The 15,272-nt window shown below is 58.7% G+C and carries 15 protein-coding genes and 1 pseudogene; 6 read left to right on the top strand and 10 right to left on the bottom strand.

Translation table 11 applies throughout. From position 1 onward, the window contains the following. Positions 1 to 7 precede the first annotated feature (7 nt). Positions 8 to 1,597 carry an alpha-amylase family glycosyl hydrolase gene (locus tag PAE61_RS10510; protein WP_271115131.1) on the top strand — a complete coding sequence of 530 codons (1,590 nt, stop codon included), beginning with the start codon at positions 8 to 10 and terminating at the stop codon, positions 1,595 to 1,597. Positions 1,598 to 1,778: 181 nt separating this feature from the next. After that, positions 1,779 to 2,798 (top strand): LLM class flavin-dependent oxidoreductase, encoded by a 1,020-nt coding sequence (locus tag PAE61_RS10505; protein WP_271112344.1) that lies wholly within the window; start codon positions 1,779 to 1,781, stop codon positions 2,796 to 2,798. A 25-nt stretch (positions 2,799 to 2,823) separates the two neighbouring features. Here the strand turns inward: PAE61_RS10505 and PAE61_RS10500 are convergent, their stop codons facing one another. Continuing rightward, positions 2,824 to 3,777 carry a pirin family protein gene (locus PAE61_RS10500; protein ID WP_271112343.1) on the bottom strand — a complete coding sequence of 318 codons (954 nt, stop codon included), beginning with the start codon at positions 3,775 to 3,777 and terminating at the stop codon, positions 2,824 to 2,826. A gap of 213 nt (positions 3,778 to 3,990) precedes the next feature. Between PAE61_RS10500 and PAE61_RS10495 the strand changes: the two genes are divergently transcribed. Beyond that, positions 3,991 to 6,279, top strand: a complete 2,289-nt coding sequence (locus PAE61_RS10495) for an FdhF/YdeP family oxidoreductase (RefSeq protein ID WP_271112342.1) — start codon at positions 3,991 to 3,993, stop codon at positions 6,277 to 6,279. Between the two features lie 2 nt (positions 6,280 to 6,281). Here the strand turns inward: PAE61_RS10495 and PAE61_RS10490 are convergent, their stop codons facing one another. From PAE61_RS10490 to PAE61_RS10455, 9 genes and pseudogenes are all read right to left on the bottom strand, one after another. Next, positions 6,282 to 7,280 (bottom strand): serine hydrolase domain-containing protein, encoded by a 999-nt coding sequence (locus tag PAE61_RS10490; protein ID WP_271112341.1) that lies wholly within the window; start codon positions 7,278 to 7,280, stop codon positions 6,282 to 6,284. Positions 7,281 to 7,414: 134 nt separating this feature from the next. After that, positions 7,415 to 7,605, bottom strand: a pseudogene (locus tag PAE61_RS17635) (transposase); the annotation flags it as partial. After that, positions 7,606 to 7,956, bottom strand: coding sequence for a hypothetical protein (locus tag PAE61_RS10485; protein WP_271112340.1), 351 nt, complete (start codon positions 7,954 to 7,956; stop codon positions 7,606 to 7,608). It lies immediately after the preceding pseudogene. A 5-nt stretch (positions 7,957 to 7,961) separates the two neighbouring features. Next, a complete protein-coding gene (locus PAE61_RS10480; RefSeq protein WP_271112339.1) occupies positions 7,962 to 8,348 on the bottom strand; it encodes a response regulator in 387 nt (128 codons plus the stop codon). Positions 8,349 to 8,363: 15 nt separating this feature from the next. Beyond that, positions 8,364 to 9,209 (bottom strand): CheR family methyltransferase, encoded by an 846-nt coding sequence (locus tag PAE61_RS10475; protein WP_271112338.1) that lies wholly within the window; start codon positions 9,207 to 9,209, stop codon positions 8,364 to 8,366. Next, on the bottom strand, positions 9,206 to 9,673 hold the full coding sequence (locus PAE61_RS10470) for a chemotaxis protein CheW (RefSeq protein WP_271112337.1): 468 nt from the start codon (positions 9,671 to 9,673) through the stop codon (positions 9,206 to 9,208). The genes PAE61_RS10475 and PAE61_RS10470 overlap by 4 nt, the downstream gene beginning before the upstream one ends. A 4-nt stretch (positions 9,674 to 9,677) precedes the next feature. Further along, positions 9,678 to 11,828, bottom strand: a complete 2,151-nt coding sequence (locus PAE61_RS10465) for a chemotaxis protein CheA (protein WP_271112336.1) — start codon at positions 11,826 to 11,828, stop codon at positions 9,678 to 9,680. A 12-nt stretch (positions 11,829 to 11,840) separates the two neighbouring features. Next, positions 11,841 to 12,206, bottom strand: a complete 366-nt coding sequence (locus PAE61_RS10460; RefSeq protein ID WP_271112335.1) for a response regulator — start codon at positions 12,204 to 12,206, stop codon at positions 11,841 to 11,843. Further along, complete coding sequence (locus tag PAE61_RS10455; RefSeq protein WP_491899766.1) at positions 12,203 to 12,493, bottom strand: STAS domain-containing protein; 291 nt, start codon at positions 12,491 to 12,493, stop codon at positions 12,203 to 12,205. The genes PAE61_RS10460 and PAE61_RS10455 overlap by 4 nt, the downstream gene beginning before the upstream one ends. Positions 12,494 to 12,829: 336 nt before the next feature. Between PAE61_RS10455 and rpsB the strand changes: the two genes are divergently transcribed. The 3 genes from rpsB to PAE61_RS10440 all read left to right on the top strand — a co-directional run bounded on the left by rpsB (position 12,830) and on the right by PAE61_RS10440 (position 15,252). Continuing rightward, positions 12,830 to 13,612: a 30S ribosomal protein S2 gene (gene rpsB / locus PAE61_RS10450; RefSeq protein ID WP_271112333.1), complete on the top strand. Its 783-nt coding sequence runs from the start codon at positions 12,830 to 12,832 to the stop codon at positions 13,610 to 13,612. A 71-nt stretch (positions 13,613 to 13,683) separates the two neighbouring features. Further along, positions 13,684 to 14,562: a translation elongation factor Ts gene (gene tsf, locus PAE61_RS10445; protein WP_271112332.1), complete on the top strand. Its 879-nt coding sequence runs from the start codon at positions 13,684 to 13,686 to the stop codon at positions 14,560 to 14,562. A gap of 102 nt (positions 14,563 to 14,664) precedes the next feature. Beyond that, entirely contained in the window at positions 14,665 to 15,252 is a 588-nt protein-coding gene (locus PAE61_RS10440; protein ID WP_271112331.1) for a (d)CMP kinase, read from the top strand. Positions 15,253 to 15,272 lie beyond the last annotated feature (20 nt).

The following is a 15,272-nucleotide window of genomic DNA, read 5'->3' as shown; positions in this document are numbered from 1 at the left end:
CAGAATGGTGAATGACTGGTGGCGTGGCTCGGTAACCTATCAGGTATATCCGAGGTCGTTTCAGGACAGTAACGGCGACGGTGTCGGCGATCTGCGCGGGATTGCCTCGCGGCTGAAATATATCGCCGGGCTTGGGGTGGATGCGGTCTGGCTGTCGCCGGTCTTTACCTCTCCGATGGCGGATATGGGGTATGACGTATCGGATTATACCGATATCGACCCTCTCTTCGGAGATCTGAAGGATTTCGACCTGCTGGTGTCGAAAGCGCATGAGCAGGGGCTGAAAGTGATTATAGATCAGGTGCTCAGCCACTCATCCGATCAGCATCCCTTTTTCGTTGAAAGCCGCCAGAGCCGGGATAACCCGAAGGCTGACTGGTATGTCTGGGCCGACGCCAGACCCGATGGCTCACCGCCGAATAACTGGGCTTCGGTATTCGGAGGCTCGGCCTGGGAATGGGATGGACACAGAAAGCAATACTACCTGCATAATTTCCTGACATCGCAGCCGGATTTCAATTTTCATAACCCGGATGTTCAGGATTGGCTGCTTGGCACGATGCGCTTCTGGCTGGAACGCGGAGTTGACGGGTTCCGGCTGGATACGGTGAATTTCTATGTGCATGACAGGAAGCTGCGCAATAACCCCGCCCGCAAGGGCGAAGCGCAGGTGAATCCCTATGAGATGCAGATTCATAAATTCTCGAAAACCCAGCCCGAGAATCTGGATTTCCTGTCCCGGATCCGCGAACTGACCGATGAATTCGGTGCCTCTACAGTCGGCGAGGTCGGGGATTCAACCCGTGCCGTCGAAATCATGGCCGAATATACGGCAGGCGACAGCAGGCTGCATCAGGCCTACAGCTTTGATATGCTGGGGCCGGAATTCACTCCGAAACATTTCCGTACGCGGATCGAGAGGTTTTTCCGTATCGCGCCCGATGGCTGGCCGACATGGGCATTTTCCAATCACGATGTGATCCGGCATCTGACCCGCTGGCAGGACTATGGCGCCGATCAGGACAGTCTGGCGAAGCTGACAGCGGCGATGCTTCTGTCCTTTCCGGGCTCGGTCTGCCTTTATCAGGGTGAGGAACTGGGGCAGACGGAAACCGATCTGGAGTTCGAAGAATTGACCGATCCGCCGGGCATCCGCTTCTGGCCCGATTACAAGGGGCGCGACGGCTGCCGTACGCCGATGGTCTGGGACGGCAACAGCAGTACGTCAGGCGGCTTCTCCGAGGGCAAGCCGTGGTTGCCGGTCAAACCGCCTCAGCTTGCGCGGAACGTCGCGGCGCAAGAGGAAGACGCGCAGTCCGTCCTGCATTTCTATCGCCAGATGCTTGCCTTCCGGTCCGGGCGGTCCGAACTGAACGGCAGGGATGTCGCGAAATTCTATAACCGCCCTAACCCGGTTCTGATGTTCCAGCGTGGCGGGCTGATCTGTGTGTTCAATCTGAGCAGGGATGAGGTCTCGCTGAACCTTCCTCCGTCCAGCAGGCAGCAGATCGTCGGGCCGCATCAGGCTGCCTCGGTGAATGGCAGGCGTGTCGAACTGGGGCCGAACGGGTTCGCATTCATAGAGACCGACGCCTAGCTTTTCCGGCATAACAAACCCTCCGAATTGACCGATCTTACGCCGCTGACGGGAACGTAACCCCCGGTCAGCGGCGTTGTTACCCGTGATCGACGCGCCTGCGCATCAGCAGCGGTCGGTTCGTGAATTCGTCCGGGCGTGAGGATACCGCTCGGGCAGGCAGGAAATGTGGAGATTGCCGATGAAGAATTTGGGTTTTCTTTCTTTTGGTCACTGGTCGCCCGAGCGCGGCTCTCAGGTGCGCAGCGCGGCGGATGTTCTGATCCAGTCCATCGAGCTTGCCGTCGAGGCCGAAAGGATCGGCATGGACGGGGCGTATTTCCGCGTTCACCATTATGCGCGGCAGCTTGCCTCTCCCTTTCCGCTGCTGGCGGCGATCGGGGCGCGGACCTCGACAATCGAGATCGGCACCGGCGTGATCGATATGCGCTATGAAAACCCGCTTTACATGATCGAGGATGCCGGCGCGGCGGATCTGATCTCTGGCGGGCGGTTGCAGCTTGGCATCAGCCGCGGCTCGCCCGAGCAGGTGGTCGATGGCTGGCGGCATTTCGGCTATCTGCCGCTGGAGGGCGAGGACCATGCCGATATGGCCCGCCGCCATACGGATGTGTTTCTGGAACAGCTTGACGGGAACGGCTTCGCGCAGCCCAATCCGCGCCCGATGTTCCCGAACCCGCCCGGTCTGCTGCGGCTGGAGCCGCATTCCGAGGGGCTGCGCGACCGGATATGGTGGGGTGCGGCATCCGATGCGACGGCGGTCTGGGCTGCGGGCAAGGGGATGAACCTGCAAAGCTCGACCCTGAAGATCGACGAAACCGGAGAGCCTTTCCATATTCAGCAGGCAAAGCAGATTCGGGCCTATCGCGAGGCATGGAAGCAGGCGGGGCATGAGCGTGAGCCGCGCGTCTCGGTCAGCCGTTCTATCTTTGCGCTGATGACGGATGAGGACCGCCATTATTTCGGGCGCGGCGGGAAGGACAACGATGAGATCGGAGTGATCGACCGGACCCGGTCCATCTTCGGGCGCAGCTATGCGGATGAACCCGACCGGCTGGTCGAACAACTGAAGCAGGATGAGGCCATCGCCGAGGCGGATACGCTGCTTCTGACCGTGCCGAACATGCTTGGCGTCGCGTATAACGTGCATGTCATGGACAGCATCCTGCGCCATGTCGCCCCGGATATGGGCTGGCGCTGAACTTGCGTGAGACCGTCCGGGGGGATCAGTCTCGCCGGACAGGCTCCTCGGGGGCGCGGATGAATTCATGGCGGTCGCCATCGGGCAGGTCGAACAGCCCTTCGCCCCAATTCGCGGCACGCCATTCTTCGCGGGCTTCCCGGATCTTTTCGCGGCTTGAGGCAACGAAATTCCACCAGATATAGCGCGGCCCGTTCAGCGTCGCGCCGCCCAGTGCCATCAGCCGCGCCCCGCGCGGTCCGGCGGCAACGGTGATCCGGTCGCCGGGGCGGAAGATCATCATGCGGCCTGCCTCGAACTCATCCCCCGCGACGCTGACAGAGCCTTCCGTGATATACAGACCGCGATCCTCGTGGTCGTCGGGCAGGGGAAACCGCGCACCGGGTGCAAGCGTCACGTCCAGATAGAATGTCTCGGAATACAGCGTGGCGGGCGCGGTTTCGCCATAGGCATTGCCAAGAAGCAGCCGCGCGCGGATCCCCTCTGCCTCGAATTCCGGCAAGGCGGTCTTGCCGTGATGTTCGAAGACCGGGTCCATATCCTCACGATCCTCGGGCAGGGCGATCCATGTCTGGATGCCGAACAGGCTGTGAGGCCCTTTTCGCGCCTGGGCCGAGGTGCGTTCGGAATGCGTTACCCCCTTGCCTGCAACCATCCAGTTGACCGCGCCGGGCAGGATCACCTGATCGGTTCCGAGACTGTCGCGATGATGAAAATCCCCCTGATAGAGATAGGTCACCGTCCCCAGTCCGATATGTGGATGCGGGCGCACGTCGATGCCCTGACCGGTCAGGAACTCTGCCGGTCCCGCCTGATCGAAGAAGATGAACGGACCGACCATCTGGCGCTGAGGGGCGGGCAGGGCCCGCTTGACCTCGAAACCGCCAAGATCCCGGCTGCGCGGGACAATCACCGTTTCAACGGCATCGAGGCCGATTTCGTCTGGATTGCCGGGGGACAGGGTGGGATTCCAACTCATGCGTGGCTCCTTTCCAGGCTGCTTCCTTCAGATTATCCGCGCCCCCGGTTTCTGGCAATGCACGCCGCGTTCGGCTGGAGCTGATGCGGTGTTCATGCAGGCAGCACGGGCGGCTTTTTCTTACCACTACCGGCTGCCCGGCCTGCATAAAGGCATGGCGGATTGTTTCGCGATATGCTTCTCTCTTCTACGGCATGCAGGGAGGGACATGACATGGCGGAGCGTAAGCCCCCTTACAAACCTTATGAGAAACCCGCAGGTGGTTGGGGTGCGGCGGCAGCGACAGCGCGTGTGCTGATGGAGCAGAGCGTGCTGACGAAGGGCTCCAAGGCGCTTTTGTCGATGAACCAGCCCGGCGGTTTCAAATGTCCAAGCTGCGCGTTCCCGGATGCCGCCCATCGCAAGAAACTGGAATTCTGTGAAAACGGCGTGAAGGCTCTTGCGCATGAGGCCACCAAGGGCCGCGTGGACCGGGATTTCTTCGCTGCCCACAGCGTGACCGATCTGGCCGCAAAATCCGATTACTGGCTTGAAATGCAGGGCCGACTGACCGAGCCGATGCGCTATGATCCGGACAGCGATCATTATGTTCCGGTCAGTTGGGACGACGCATTCGCGCTGATCGGACGGCATATGCGCGGGCTGGACGACCCGAACCGGGCAGAGCTTTATACATCCGGCCGGACCGCGAATGAACCGGCCTTCCTGTTTTCGGTCTTCGGGCGGGAATACGGCACGAATAACTTCCCCGACTGCGCCAATATGTGCCACGAGCCCACCAGCCGCGGGCTGCCTCCGTCAATCGGGATCGGTAAGGGCACCGTGGTGATGGAGGATTTCGATCACACGCAGGCGATCTTCATTTTCGGACAGAATACCGGCACCAACTCGCCGCGCATGATGGGCAATCTGGTCGAGGCACGGAAACGCGGCGTACCCGTGGTGGCCGTGAATCCGATGCCGGAACGCGCCCTCATGAAATTCACCGACCCGCAGGATGCGCGGCAAATGGCGACATTCCGGTCAACGGACATCGCCAGTGAGTTCGTCCATATCAAGATCGGCGGAGATCTGGCGTTTCTGAAAGGTATGATGCGCGCCCTGTTCGAGGCCGAAGAGTCCGGTCGCAGTGTGCTCGATCACGATTTCATCCGCGAGCATACCGATGGGCTGGACGCGCTGCGCGACGATATCATGTCGCATGGCTGGGAGGATATCGTCGCCTCCTCAGGTATCTCCGAGGAACAGATCCGGCGCTGCGCCGAGATCTATGCAGATTCGGATGCGACGATGATCAGCTATGGGATGGGGCTGACCCAGCATCAGGAAAGCGCCGGGCTGCTGCAACAGGTTGCCAACCTGCTGCTGCTGCGCGGCAATTTCGGCAAACCCGGCGCGGGGATCGCGCCGATCCGGGGCCACTCGAATGTGCAGGGCGACCGTACGGTCGGGATCGACGAAATGCCGACAGAGGCCTATCTGGACCGGCTGGGAGAAGTCTTCGGCTTCACTCCTCCCCGTGCGCATGGGCATCACGTTCTGGATGCGCTGCGGGCGATGGAATCCGGTCAGGCGCGGGTCTTTATCGGCTTCGGCGGCAATTTCATCCGTGCGGTTCCGGATACGGCCCGCGCCGAAGCCGCGATGCGCCGACTGGATCTGACGGTCGGAATTGCCACCAAGCTGAACCGCGGGCATCTGGTGCACGGCAGTGATGCGCTGATCCTTCCGGTCATTGCCCGCTCCGAGATCATCCGGACGGCAAAGGGCGAGGAATTCGTCACCATCGAAGATGCGATGGCGAATGTGACGGCCTCGCGCGGCGTTCTTGAACCCGCTGCCGAGACGCTAATGTCTGAAACAGAGATCGTCTGCCGCATGGCAATGGCGACGCTGCCCGACAGTGTGGTCCCCTGGGCCGATTATATCGAAGATTACGGGCTGATCCGCGACCGGATCGCGGATGTCTATCCCGAGATCTATACCGGCTTCAGCGATCGTATCCGGCAGCCGGAGGGTTTCCATCTGGCCATCCCGCCCCGCCAACGCGTCTGGAATACGCCGAACGGAAAGGCGAATTTTCTGGTGATGCCTGGGCTGGAGATGGATGATCCAGTGGATGATCCGCAGATGCTGCGGCTTGCGACAGTGCGCTCTCATGATCAGTTCAACACCACGATCTACAGCGAAAACGACCGCTATCGCGGCATACGCGGCGACCGCATGGTGCTGTTCCTGAACGGTGAAGACATGCAGGCCAGAGGGGTGTCGCAGGGGCAGTCAGTGGCGCTGGAAACCATAAGTAACGACAATATCCGGCGCCGGGTCGATGGGCTGACGGTGGTGGAATATCCTCTGCCCCCCGGATCGGCGGCAGGGTATTTCCCCGAACTGAACCCGCTTTTGCCCTTCGATCACCATGACCGGCTGACTGGCACACCGGCGGCGAAATCCATCCCGGTCAGAATCCTGATCGGTGAGCATCCGTCCGGGCCGTCCTGAGATCAGGCCGCCCGGACGATCTGTTCGACCAACCGGCGCAGATCGCCGAAATACCCGTCGCTGCGGGCGGGCAGGGCGGGATCGGATGTGATGGCGACGCTCAGTCTCCGCTCGGGCACCACAACCAGCAACTGCCCGCCATAGCCGCGGCCATAGGCGGCGAACGTGCCATCATACCGGGTCAGGAACCAGCCATAACCATACTGATCCCCCGAAAACGGCGACTGGGTTCGCGGTTGCCATGAGCGTTCCAGCCAATCCCGGCCAATGACGCGCTGCCCGTCGATCTGTCCGCCCTGCAGCACCATCTCTCCGATCCGCACCAGGCCGAGAGGGCTGATCGCCATGTCGTTTCCACCAAGATATCGCCCCTGCGGATCGGCAATCCAGGGCGGAATGACGATATTCAGCGGGTTGCCGATCCAGTCCTGTGTCAACCGGTGCAGGCTTGCGCCCGAGGCGCGTGATAATGCTGCACCAAGGATGTGCCAGCCTCCGGTCGAATAGATGAACCTGCCGCCCGGATTGCTTTCCAGAGGCTGGTTCAGCGCATATTCCACCCAATCATTGCTGGAGACCCACGCGCCATAATCCCTGCCGGAGGTGCTTGCCAGTCCGCCCCGCATTGTCAACAGATCGCCGACAGTCAGCCGGTCGCGTGCGTCTCCGAATGCCGCATGCCCAAGCAGAGGCAGGACTTGCTGCTGCACGCCGCCAATGATGCCACGCTCGATCGCGATCCCGGTCAGCAGAGCGACGATGGTCTTCGAGACAGATTTCACATTCGCCACGCTCTCCAACCCCGGACCGCGAAAGGCACGTGCATAAATCTGTTGCCCCTCACGGCTGATCACCAGAGATCGCAGCTGATCAAGCCCTGCTGCCTGCGCCTCAACGCCGGACAAGCCGCCAGACTGAGCCATCCCGCGCCGTGCCAGCAGCGGCATGCCGAGTGTCGCCGCCCCGGAAAATAACGCATTTCGCCTGGATAAACGCTGCATGTTTGCCTCCTTGCTGTTGGATAACAGATGGGAGTCACCTAGCGGAGGTCAACAGGCTGATCTTGCAAGTCTCCCTTAAAGCTTGTTAGTGCCAAGGATCTTTCGCAGGTTTTGTCATGCAAGGCGATTCGTCTGGTTTGATCTGCGAATAGCGGGGTCATGTTAATGTATTCCGGGGTGACCATTGGGAGCCGGCGGTATGCTTCAACCTCACGCAACCAGGTTGAGGCATGATTTTCCATCCGGAAAAGGCGCCGACGAGACGCGTAAGGCGGCGGATTTCCCGTATGATCCGTTCCAGCGGATTGTTGGTTCGTAGCTTGACCTAGAAGATATCAACATGACTTGATGGCTGCTGTCCGGTCATTCCGCAAGTAAGTGCCTTACCAACACGTTCAAGCTTTAGGGTTTCAATCAACTCTTCCCACCCTGTGACGGTTAAACAGATGTCTTTTTCAGATAAGATTCGGAAAGCGGTTGCAATATCGATCAATGTCTGAGTCAGCGGGTCAAGTGACTGCAATATTTGGATGCTTCCATGACCATCCGGACTCATAAAATCTGGGTCTATTGCTTCGGTGAGAAGCAGCTGAAGCCGTTCCGCATCCTCTGCCGCCGAAGCAAGAAGTTCGGTAGCATTACGCAGGACGCTCTTAAGGAGGATCTCGTCAGGCATATTTTTCATAGGCGGCCTACCACAGCCTCTAGGCAGGATTTCAGGTCCTGTGTGCCGAATGGCTTCTTGATAAAATTGTTCATGCCGAGCGACTTGCCACTATCGATGATGGACTTATCTGCCTTGCCCGTGATTAATATAAAACCAATCGCCTTGGTCCGGGTATCGCTCCGCAGTTTTCTGAGTAGTTCGATTCCGTCCATGCTCGGCATATTGTAATCTGACAGGACCAGATGCACCGATTGCGAGGCGAGTAGTTGCATAGCCTCTGTGCCACTTCCAGCATGGTGGATGTTCACAACTCCAATCGACTCCAATGCCTGGCTTATGAGCCCGCGACTGGTAGACATATCATCGACGACAAGAATGTGGATCTGATCTTTTAGGCTCATGCTATTCCCGGTTATTCAAATCGGCTTGCGATAGGCTGTAACGCCGACAGGTTTAAGGATTTCGTGAAATTCCGTGGGCACACGTTCCGAATGACCGATAAGAAGCCAGCCCCCGTCGCGCATGGCACCGCTGAATTTGCGCCATAGTCTGCGCTGTGTTTCTTGATCGAAGTAGATGGCGACGTTCCGGCAGAATATCACGTCAAATCTTTGAATGACGGGCCACTGGGCATTGATGTTCAATTGACAAAAATTAACCATGGACGAGATTCTTTGGCTGATTTTCAGTTGACTGCTATCGCTCGACCCGGACAACTGAGTGAAGTGGCGCGACAATCGATCAACACGCACCCCGGATGTTTCTGATCTGCGGTAGATTCCTGCTTTGGCCCTAGCCAGGATTTCTGAATCGATATCGGTTGCGAAGATCTGTACCTGACCGGCAAGCTGAGGTAGTTCATCCAGTACGGCCATTGCGATCGAGTACGGTTCCTGTCCACTGCTACATCCCGCAGACCATATATGAATCCGCTCATTTCTTTCTGCGAGAGCCGGTAGGATCTCTTTCGTCAATAAGGTAAAATGATGATTTTCTCTAAAGAAGCTTGTGACATTGGTCGTGAGCGAAGAGACAAAGCGCTCCCGCTCTGAGGTGCCAGCCATCCCGCTAACCATCTTCAGATACTCAGCAAGTGTATCGAGCTTCAGGGCGAAAAGACGTTTCTGAAGCCGCGCACGGATCATGCTGCGCTTTTCGGGGCCGATCACAATCCCTGAATAATCGTAAATCGTTTTGCGTAGCTGATCGAACTCTTGATCGCTCATCGACCATTCGGGCCGAGGGCTCAGATAATGTTTCATGCAACGTCCCGCGATTCGCGTGGCAATACGCTTGCCAGATCAAGCACACGAATAAGCTTGTCCTCCACCAGCAGCAGCCCGTCGACGTAGCGTGCAGACGGATCCAAACCGATATCGGGCGGAGCCATCATCTCATTTCGTGGGATAGTCAGAATGTCTGAGACAGCATCCACGAGCAGTCCCGCGAGATTGCCGTTCAGAGTAACGACGATGATGACATTTCGGTCTAATCCCTCAGTCTCTTCCATACCAAGTCGCCTAGAAAGGTCGACGACAGGAAGAACTGTTCCACGAAGGTTGATGACTCCTTTCACATGTGGAGGCGAGAATGGAAGCGGGGTGGCTTTCGTCCAGCCGCGTATTTCGCGGACGGACATGATATCCACACAATATTCCTGTTCTTTTACACGGAAAGACAGCAGTTCTATATCTTGCTCTATCATGTCGAGTGATGTCTCGTGCATATTGCTATCCAACCGCTTTGAGTTCGTTGCCGGAGAAGACGTTGCCCGCATCGACAAGATCGGCAGGGTCGAGGATCAATGCGATCTTGCCATCCCCGAGGATTGTCGCAGCAGCGACGCCGGGTATATTCCCGTAGCTTTGTCCGAGCCCTTTTATGACGACCTGCCTTTGCTCCATGATCGCGTCGACGATCAGGGCTGCCCGTCGTCCATCATCCTGAGATGTCAGCAAAACGATGCCTTGTCGTGTGGGGTCTCTGGCGTCGCGGAAGCCCAACTGGCGTCCTAGATCGAACAATGGAACAAACTCGCCACGCACCCGCATAATTTCACCCGAACCAGCGAGACGCTGAATTTCGGCATCCTGAAGCTTGGCTGTTTCGATGATGGCAGAGAGCGGCACGACCAGGGTCTGATCTGCAGCCTGCACGACCATTCCATCCAGAACGGCAAGGGTCAGTGGAAGCGAGATTGACAGTTTCGTGCCTGCACCCGGTGCGCTGGTGATTGAAATGCGGCCACCCAGTGTTGTGATTTCACTTTTGACGACATCCATACCGACGCCGCGTCCGGAAAGTTCGGAAACCTCGGTGGCGGTGGAGAAACCTGGCATGAATAGCAGGTTATCCACTTCGCTGTCGTTCAGTTGAGTATCGCTTGCGATGAGACCCTTGTGGATTGCGACATCCCGGACCTTTTCGCGATTGATGCCTGCACCATCGTCTTCGACCTCTATCATGACGCGGCCTGCGCGATGGCTAGCCGATAAGAGGATTACGCCCTCTCTCGATTTTCCCGAGGCGAGTCGTTTCTCTGGAGTTTCCAAGCCGTGATCGACTGCGTTTCGAATCATATGCGTCAGCGGGTCGGCAAGCCGTTCAATGACGGTTTTGTCTACCTCGGTGAACTCACCCTCGGTTCTGAGGCGTACTTCTTTTCCGACGCTGGCCGAGGCCTCGCGCACGATGCGGCCCATCCTCTGGAAAAGGGACTTGACCGGCTGAGCCCGGATCATCATCACGCTTTCCTGAATATCACGGGTCAGCAGCATGAATGATTCAAGGCCCGCCATAACGTCAGGCTGATGACCAATCCCTGCCTCTTCGACGCTTTGCGCCAGCATGGCCTGATTGATGACCAATTCTCCAACGAGATTGACCAGCCGATCTATTTTCTCAAGATCGACGCGAACTGTCGCCAATGGTTCTTTTGTTGGACGCGTCACAGGTTTCGCAGGGACAGAGATTTGTTCGCTGGTGGGCGCTGCAGGATGTGGTGTGGCGTTTTGTTTTTCATCCACGGTTTCAACTGCCATCTCTGGAGGCTCCGGAAGGTCCAGGAGGTGAGCGTTTTCGGGTGACGACAGCAGCAATTCGGTCCCGACATGTGCACTCTCGGGTGGGATGGTTGTTTCCGTCACCTGCAATGTGCAGACGTCGCTGACGAAGTCGAAAACCTGGGAAATATCGGCCTCGGTCACGTCTCCATGCAAATATACCAGCCATGAAAGAAGGGGTGTTTCCGCATTGCTGTCGTTAGGAGCCGGCAGATCGTCGGGGATCTCGCAGGTAATAGTGGCATTGCCGAGTTCCGACAGACTGCGCAAAATCAGCAGTGGCTCGTTTCCGCTGGTATAAAGTTCCGCTGACGGCGCGAAGCGGATCTGCCAGCCCGGCTCTGAGAGTTCGCCATCGTTTGCGTCATCCGAAAAATCGAAAGAGAGACCTGTCGGCACAAAATCGACAGCTTCCTCTTCGTCGGCAGGTGAATCTTGAAGCAATGTCTCAAGCTCTGCGATTACCGCAGCCGCACCAGCAGGCTCATCTTCGCCGTCGCGTGCTGTCCGGATCTGATCCTGAAGCATGTCGGCTGCGCGGAAAAACAGCTTGAGCGCGGCAGGCGTCAGGTCGAGATTTCCTGCCCGAACCTCATCCATGACGGTTTCAAAGCGATGCGCAAACCGCACCAAGGCATCGAGCCCGAATGCCCCGGCGCCACCCTTGATCGAATGGACGGCCCGGAAAACGACGTTGATGGTTTCGGCGTCGCCTTCGTCGCTGTCCAGAACGTTAAGCGCGTCCTGAAGGCTTTCCACAAGCTCGTCGCATTCGAGAAAGAACGAGACGCGAATTTCCGCCATCGGGTCGTTTGGCATGCTCCGACCTCCTCAGCCTGTCACCTGACGCAGCGCAGCGACCAGTTTCTGCGGGTCGAATGGCTTGACGATCCAGCCGGTCGCACCCGCATTGCGGGAACGAGCCTTCAGTTCCGGTGCACTTTCCGTAGTCAGCATCAGGATCGGAATCGCGCGAAGACGGTCGATCCTGCGCACTGCCTCGATGAAGCCGAAACCATCCATACGCGGCATGTTCACATCAGAGATGATCGCGTCAGGCTGCAACGCCTCAAGCAATTCAAGACCGTGAATGCCGTCTTCGGCGGTGGTGACGTTCATCCCTGCGCCTGTCAGAGAGATGCGAAGCATGTCGCGCATTGTGCGGCTGTCATCGACGGCGAGGATATTCAGGCTCATGTGGGCACCTTTTCCGAGGATTGAGGCAGTTCGGCACCGAGCAGTTTCAGCGCCGCGTCAAGATCTTCGGTTCGGTTCAGAAGCCGGAAGTCCCGCCCGTTTGCCTGACAGTCCTTCTGCGCAGCCAGAAGAACCTGCAAACATAGCCCCCCGAGATGTGTCACCTCTGCACAGTCAAGAATCAGATCCCCCCCAACCGCAGAGATTTCGCGGGCAAGAGGGTGCGCGGCGGTCAGATCCAGCCGCGCCGGCAGTCTGATCGCGGCGCTCATGCGCGGGAGGCGCAATTGCGCCGGGCGTGAGGAAGATGCGGCATGGCCAGTTCCTTGAGATCGGTCCGTTTCATCGCGTTTTAGAAGTTTAGCTGTTAAGTTTTGGTTGACGTCGAAGCGAAACTACATCCGTTGGGGGCGGGCTTCGCCTGTTATCAATTTAAAACTTGAACGATCCGGCTCGTCGGAAGCCCTGCGCATACGGGGTTGCAAAACGCCGGAAGCTGGCATATGTGCCGTCCCACTTCACAGGCAGAGGCGGGCCTTCCGGGGAGACATCCCGGTCAGGTCCACCGGTTGGGGGCAACCCTGAGATCCTCTGCCAAGGCGCAAACCGGAAAGGAAATGGACATGGCGCTCCCTGAATTCTCCATGCGTCAGCTGCTTGAAGCTGGCGTTCACTACGGTCACCAGACGCAGCGGTGGAATCCGCGGATGTCGGAATACATCTATGGCGATCGCAACGGCATTCACATCGTCGATTTGACGCAGACCGTTCCGATGCTGGATCAGGCGCTGCAGGTCGTGCGTGACACCGTTGCCAAAGGCGGCCGCGTGCTGTTCGTCGGCACCAAGCGTCAGGCGCAGAAGCCGGTCGCCGATGCTGCCGAGCGTTCCGCGCAGTTCTATATGAACCATCGCTGGCTGGGTGGCACTCTGACCAACTGGAAAACAGTTTCGCAGTCGATCAACCGCCTCAAGCAGATCGACGAGACGATGGAACAGGGCGCTGAAGGTCTGACCAAGAAAGAGCGTCTCCAGCTTGAGCGTGAGCAGACCAAGCTTCAGGCCTCGCTTGGCGGGATCCGCGAAATGGGCGGCCTGCCGGATCTGCTGTTCGTGATCGACGTGAACAAGGAAGATCTCGCGATTGCCGAAGCCAAGAAGCTGGGTATTCCGGTCGTCGCCGTGGTCGATACGAATTGCTCGCCCGAAGGTGTGGATTACATCATTCCGGGCAATGATGACGCGGCGCGTGCAATCGCGCTGTACTGCGATCTGGCGAGCCGTGCGGCTCTGGACGGCATGTCCGCGCAGATGGGTGCGGCGGGTGTTGACCTGGGTGCTCTGGCCGATGTGCCTGCGGAAGAGGTCGAGGCGGAAGAAACCGTCGCTGCCGAATCCGACGCCTGAGACGCGCACGTTACCGAAATGTTACCGGGCGGGGCTAAGCCCCGTCCGACGCTTACAGAAGGAGAGGCCACATGGCGATTACCGCTCAGATGGTGAAAGAACTGCGTGAATCGACCGGCGCAGGCATGATGGACGCCAAGAAGGCGCTGACCGAAACCGATGGCGACATGGAAGCCGCCGTTGACTGGCTGCGCACCAAGGGTCTGGCGAAGGCGGCCAAGAAATCCGACCGCGTTGCAGCCGAGGGTCTGGTCGCTGTTGCCGTTCAGGGCGGCAAGGGCGTTGCGGTCGAGGTGAACTCGGAAACCGACTTCGTGGCCAAGAACGAAGAATTCCAAAATATGGTTCGCGGCATTGCCCAAACCGCTCTGGATGTCGATTCCGTGGACGCGCTGCGCGACGCAAAGCTGAACGGCAAGCCGGTCAGCGAAGTCATCACCGATGCCGTTGCGAAGATCGGTGAGAAAATGGATCTGCGCCGCATGGACGCGGTCGAAGGCGACAGTGTGGTGTCCTATGTGCACAACGCCGCAGCCGAGGGCATGGGCAAGATCGGCGTTCTGGTTGCTCTGAAGGGCGATAACCCTGAAATCGGCAAGCAGATCGCGATGCATATTGCCGCGACCAATCCGGCCTCTCTGTCGGAAGACGATCTGGATCCGGCTCTGGTCGAGCGCGAGAAATCCGTTCTGACCGAGCAGGCCCGCGAATCCGGAAAGCCCGAGAATATCATCGAAAACATGATCAAGGGCCGGATGAAGAAGTTCTTCGAGGAGGTCACGCTTCTCGGTCAGAAATTCGTCATCAACCCGGATATCACCGTTGCGGAAGCCGCCAAAGAAGGCGGTGTCGAGGTGCTTTCCTTCATCCGCATGGGTGTCGGCGAAGGTATCGAGAAGAAAGAAGAAGATTTCGCCGCAGAGGTCGCCAAGACCCTCGGCGGAAACTGATCCCTCGCAGATCGCAGGCGACGCCGGCTCCGTTGGGGTCGGCGTTTTTCATTGTGGCTTTGCCGGCTGCGTGGCAAAGCTGCCCGCAAGCAGGGGGAAGACATGCCGTTTACCATCGCCATTGACGGACCCGCCGCCTCGGGCAAGGGGACGATTGCCCGCGCCCTGGCGAGGGAGTTCGGCTTTTCCCATCTGGATACTGGCTTGCTGTATCGCGCGGTTGGGGCGAAAGGCGGCGATCCGGTTCAGGCGGCACAATCGCTGACGCCGGACGATCTGCGCCGCCACGATCTGCGTAGCAATGAGGCCGGGCAGGCCGCCAGCAGGGTCGCGGCGATTCCGGAAGTGCGCAGCGCTCTGGTCGAATTTCAGCGCAGTTTTGCCCTTCAGGAACCGGGAGCGGTTCTGGATGGGCGCGATATCGGCACGGTCATTTGCCCCGAGGCTGATCTCAAGCTTTATGTGATCGCCTCGGATGAGGTGCGTGCGCGGCGTCGTGCGGCAGAAATCGGCGCGGACCCCTCGGAAACGCTGATCGCGCTGCGTGAACGGGACGCCCGTGACAGCGAACGCGCTACGGCGCCGCTGCGTCCCGCCGAGGATGCCGTGGTGCTGGACACAAGCGAGTTGTCCATCGGGGACGCGGTTCGCTTTGCGGTCGGACTGGTCGAGATTCGCCGGGCCGGATAACGTTGCGTCAAGTTTCCGGA

The organism is Paracoccus aerodenitrificans, assembly GCF_027913215.1.
In the GTDB taxonomy this organism is placed as follows: domain Bacteria; phylum Pseudomonadota; class Alphaproteobacteria; order Rhodobacterales; family Rhodobacteraceae; genus Paracoccus; species Paracoccus aerodenitrificans.
This window is presented reverse-complemented; position numbering and strand designations above follow the sequence as displayed.

Excerpts from the sequence above, each read along its gene's own strand:
- PAE61_RS10505 (WP_271112344.1), top strand. The coding sequence starts at position 1,779 with ATGAAGAATTTGGGTTTTCTTTCTTTTGGTCACTGGTCGCCCGAGCGC.
- PAE61_RS10500 (WP_271112343.1), bottom strand. The coding sequence starts at position 3,777 with ATGAGTTGGAATCCCACCCTGTCCCCCGGCAATCCAGACGAAATCGGC.
- PAE61_RS10495 (WP_271112342.1), top strand. The coding sequence starts at position 3,991 with ATGGCGGAGCGTAAGCCCCCTTACAAACCTTATGAGAAACCCGCAGGT.
- PAE61_RS10490 (WP_271112341.1), bottom strand. The coding sequence starts at position 7,280 with ATGCAGCGTTTATCCAGGCGAAATGCGTTATTTTCCGGGGCGGCGACA.
- PAE61_RS10485 (WP_271112340.1), bottom strand. The coding sequence starts at position 7,956 with ATGCCTGACGAGATCCTCCTTAAGAGCGTCCTGCGTAATGCTACCGAA.
- PAE61_RS10480 (WP_271112339.1), bottom strand. The coding sequence starts at position 8,348 with ATGAGCCTAAAAGATCAGATCCACATTCTTGTCGTCGATGATATGTCT.
- PAE61_RS10475 (WP_271112338.1), bottom strand. The coding sequence starts at position 9,209 with ATGAAACATTATCTGAGCCCTCGGCCCGAATGGTCGATGAGCGATCAA.
- PAE61_RS10470 (WP_271112337.1), bottom strand. The coding sequence starts at position 9,673 with ATGCACGAGACATCACTCGACATGATAGAGCAAGATATAGAACTGCTG.
- PAE61_RS10465 (WP_271112336.1), bottom strand. The coding sequence starts at position 11,828 with ATGCCAAACGACCCGATGGCGGAAATTCGCGTCTCGTTCTTTCTCGAA.
- PAE61_RS10460 (WP_271112335.1), bottom strand. The coding sequence starts at position 12,206 with ATGAGCCTGAATATCCTCGCCGTCGATGACAGCCGCACAATGCGCGAC.
- rpsB (WP_271112333.1), top strand. The coding sequence starts at position 12,830 with ATGGCGCTCCCTGAATTCTCCATGCGTCAGCTGCTTGAAGCTGGCGTT.
- tsf (WP_271112332.1), top strand. The coding sequence starts at position 13,684 with ATGGCGATTACCGCTCAGATGGTGAAAGAACTGCGTGAATCGACCGGC.
- PAE61_RS10440 (WP_271112331.1), top strand. The coding sequence starts at position 14,665 with ATGCCGTTTACCATCGCCATTGACGGACCCGCCGCCTCGGGCAAGGGG.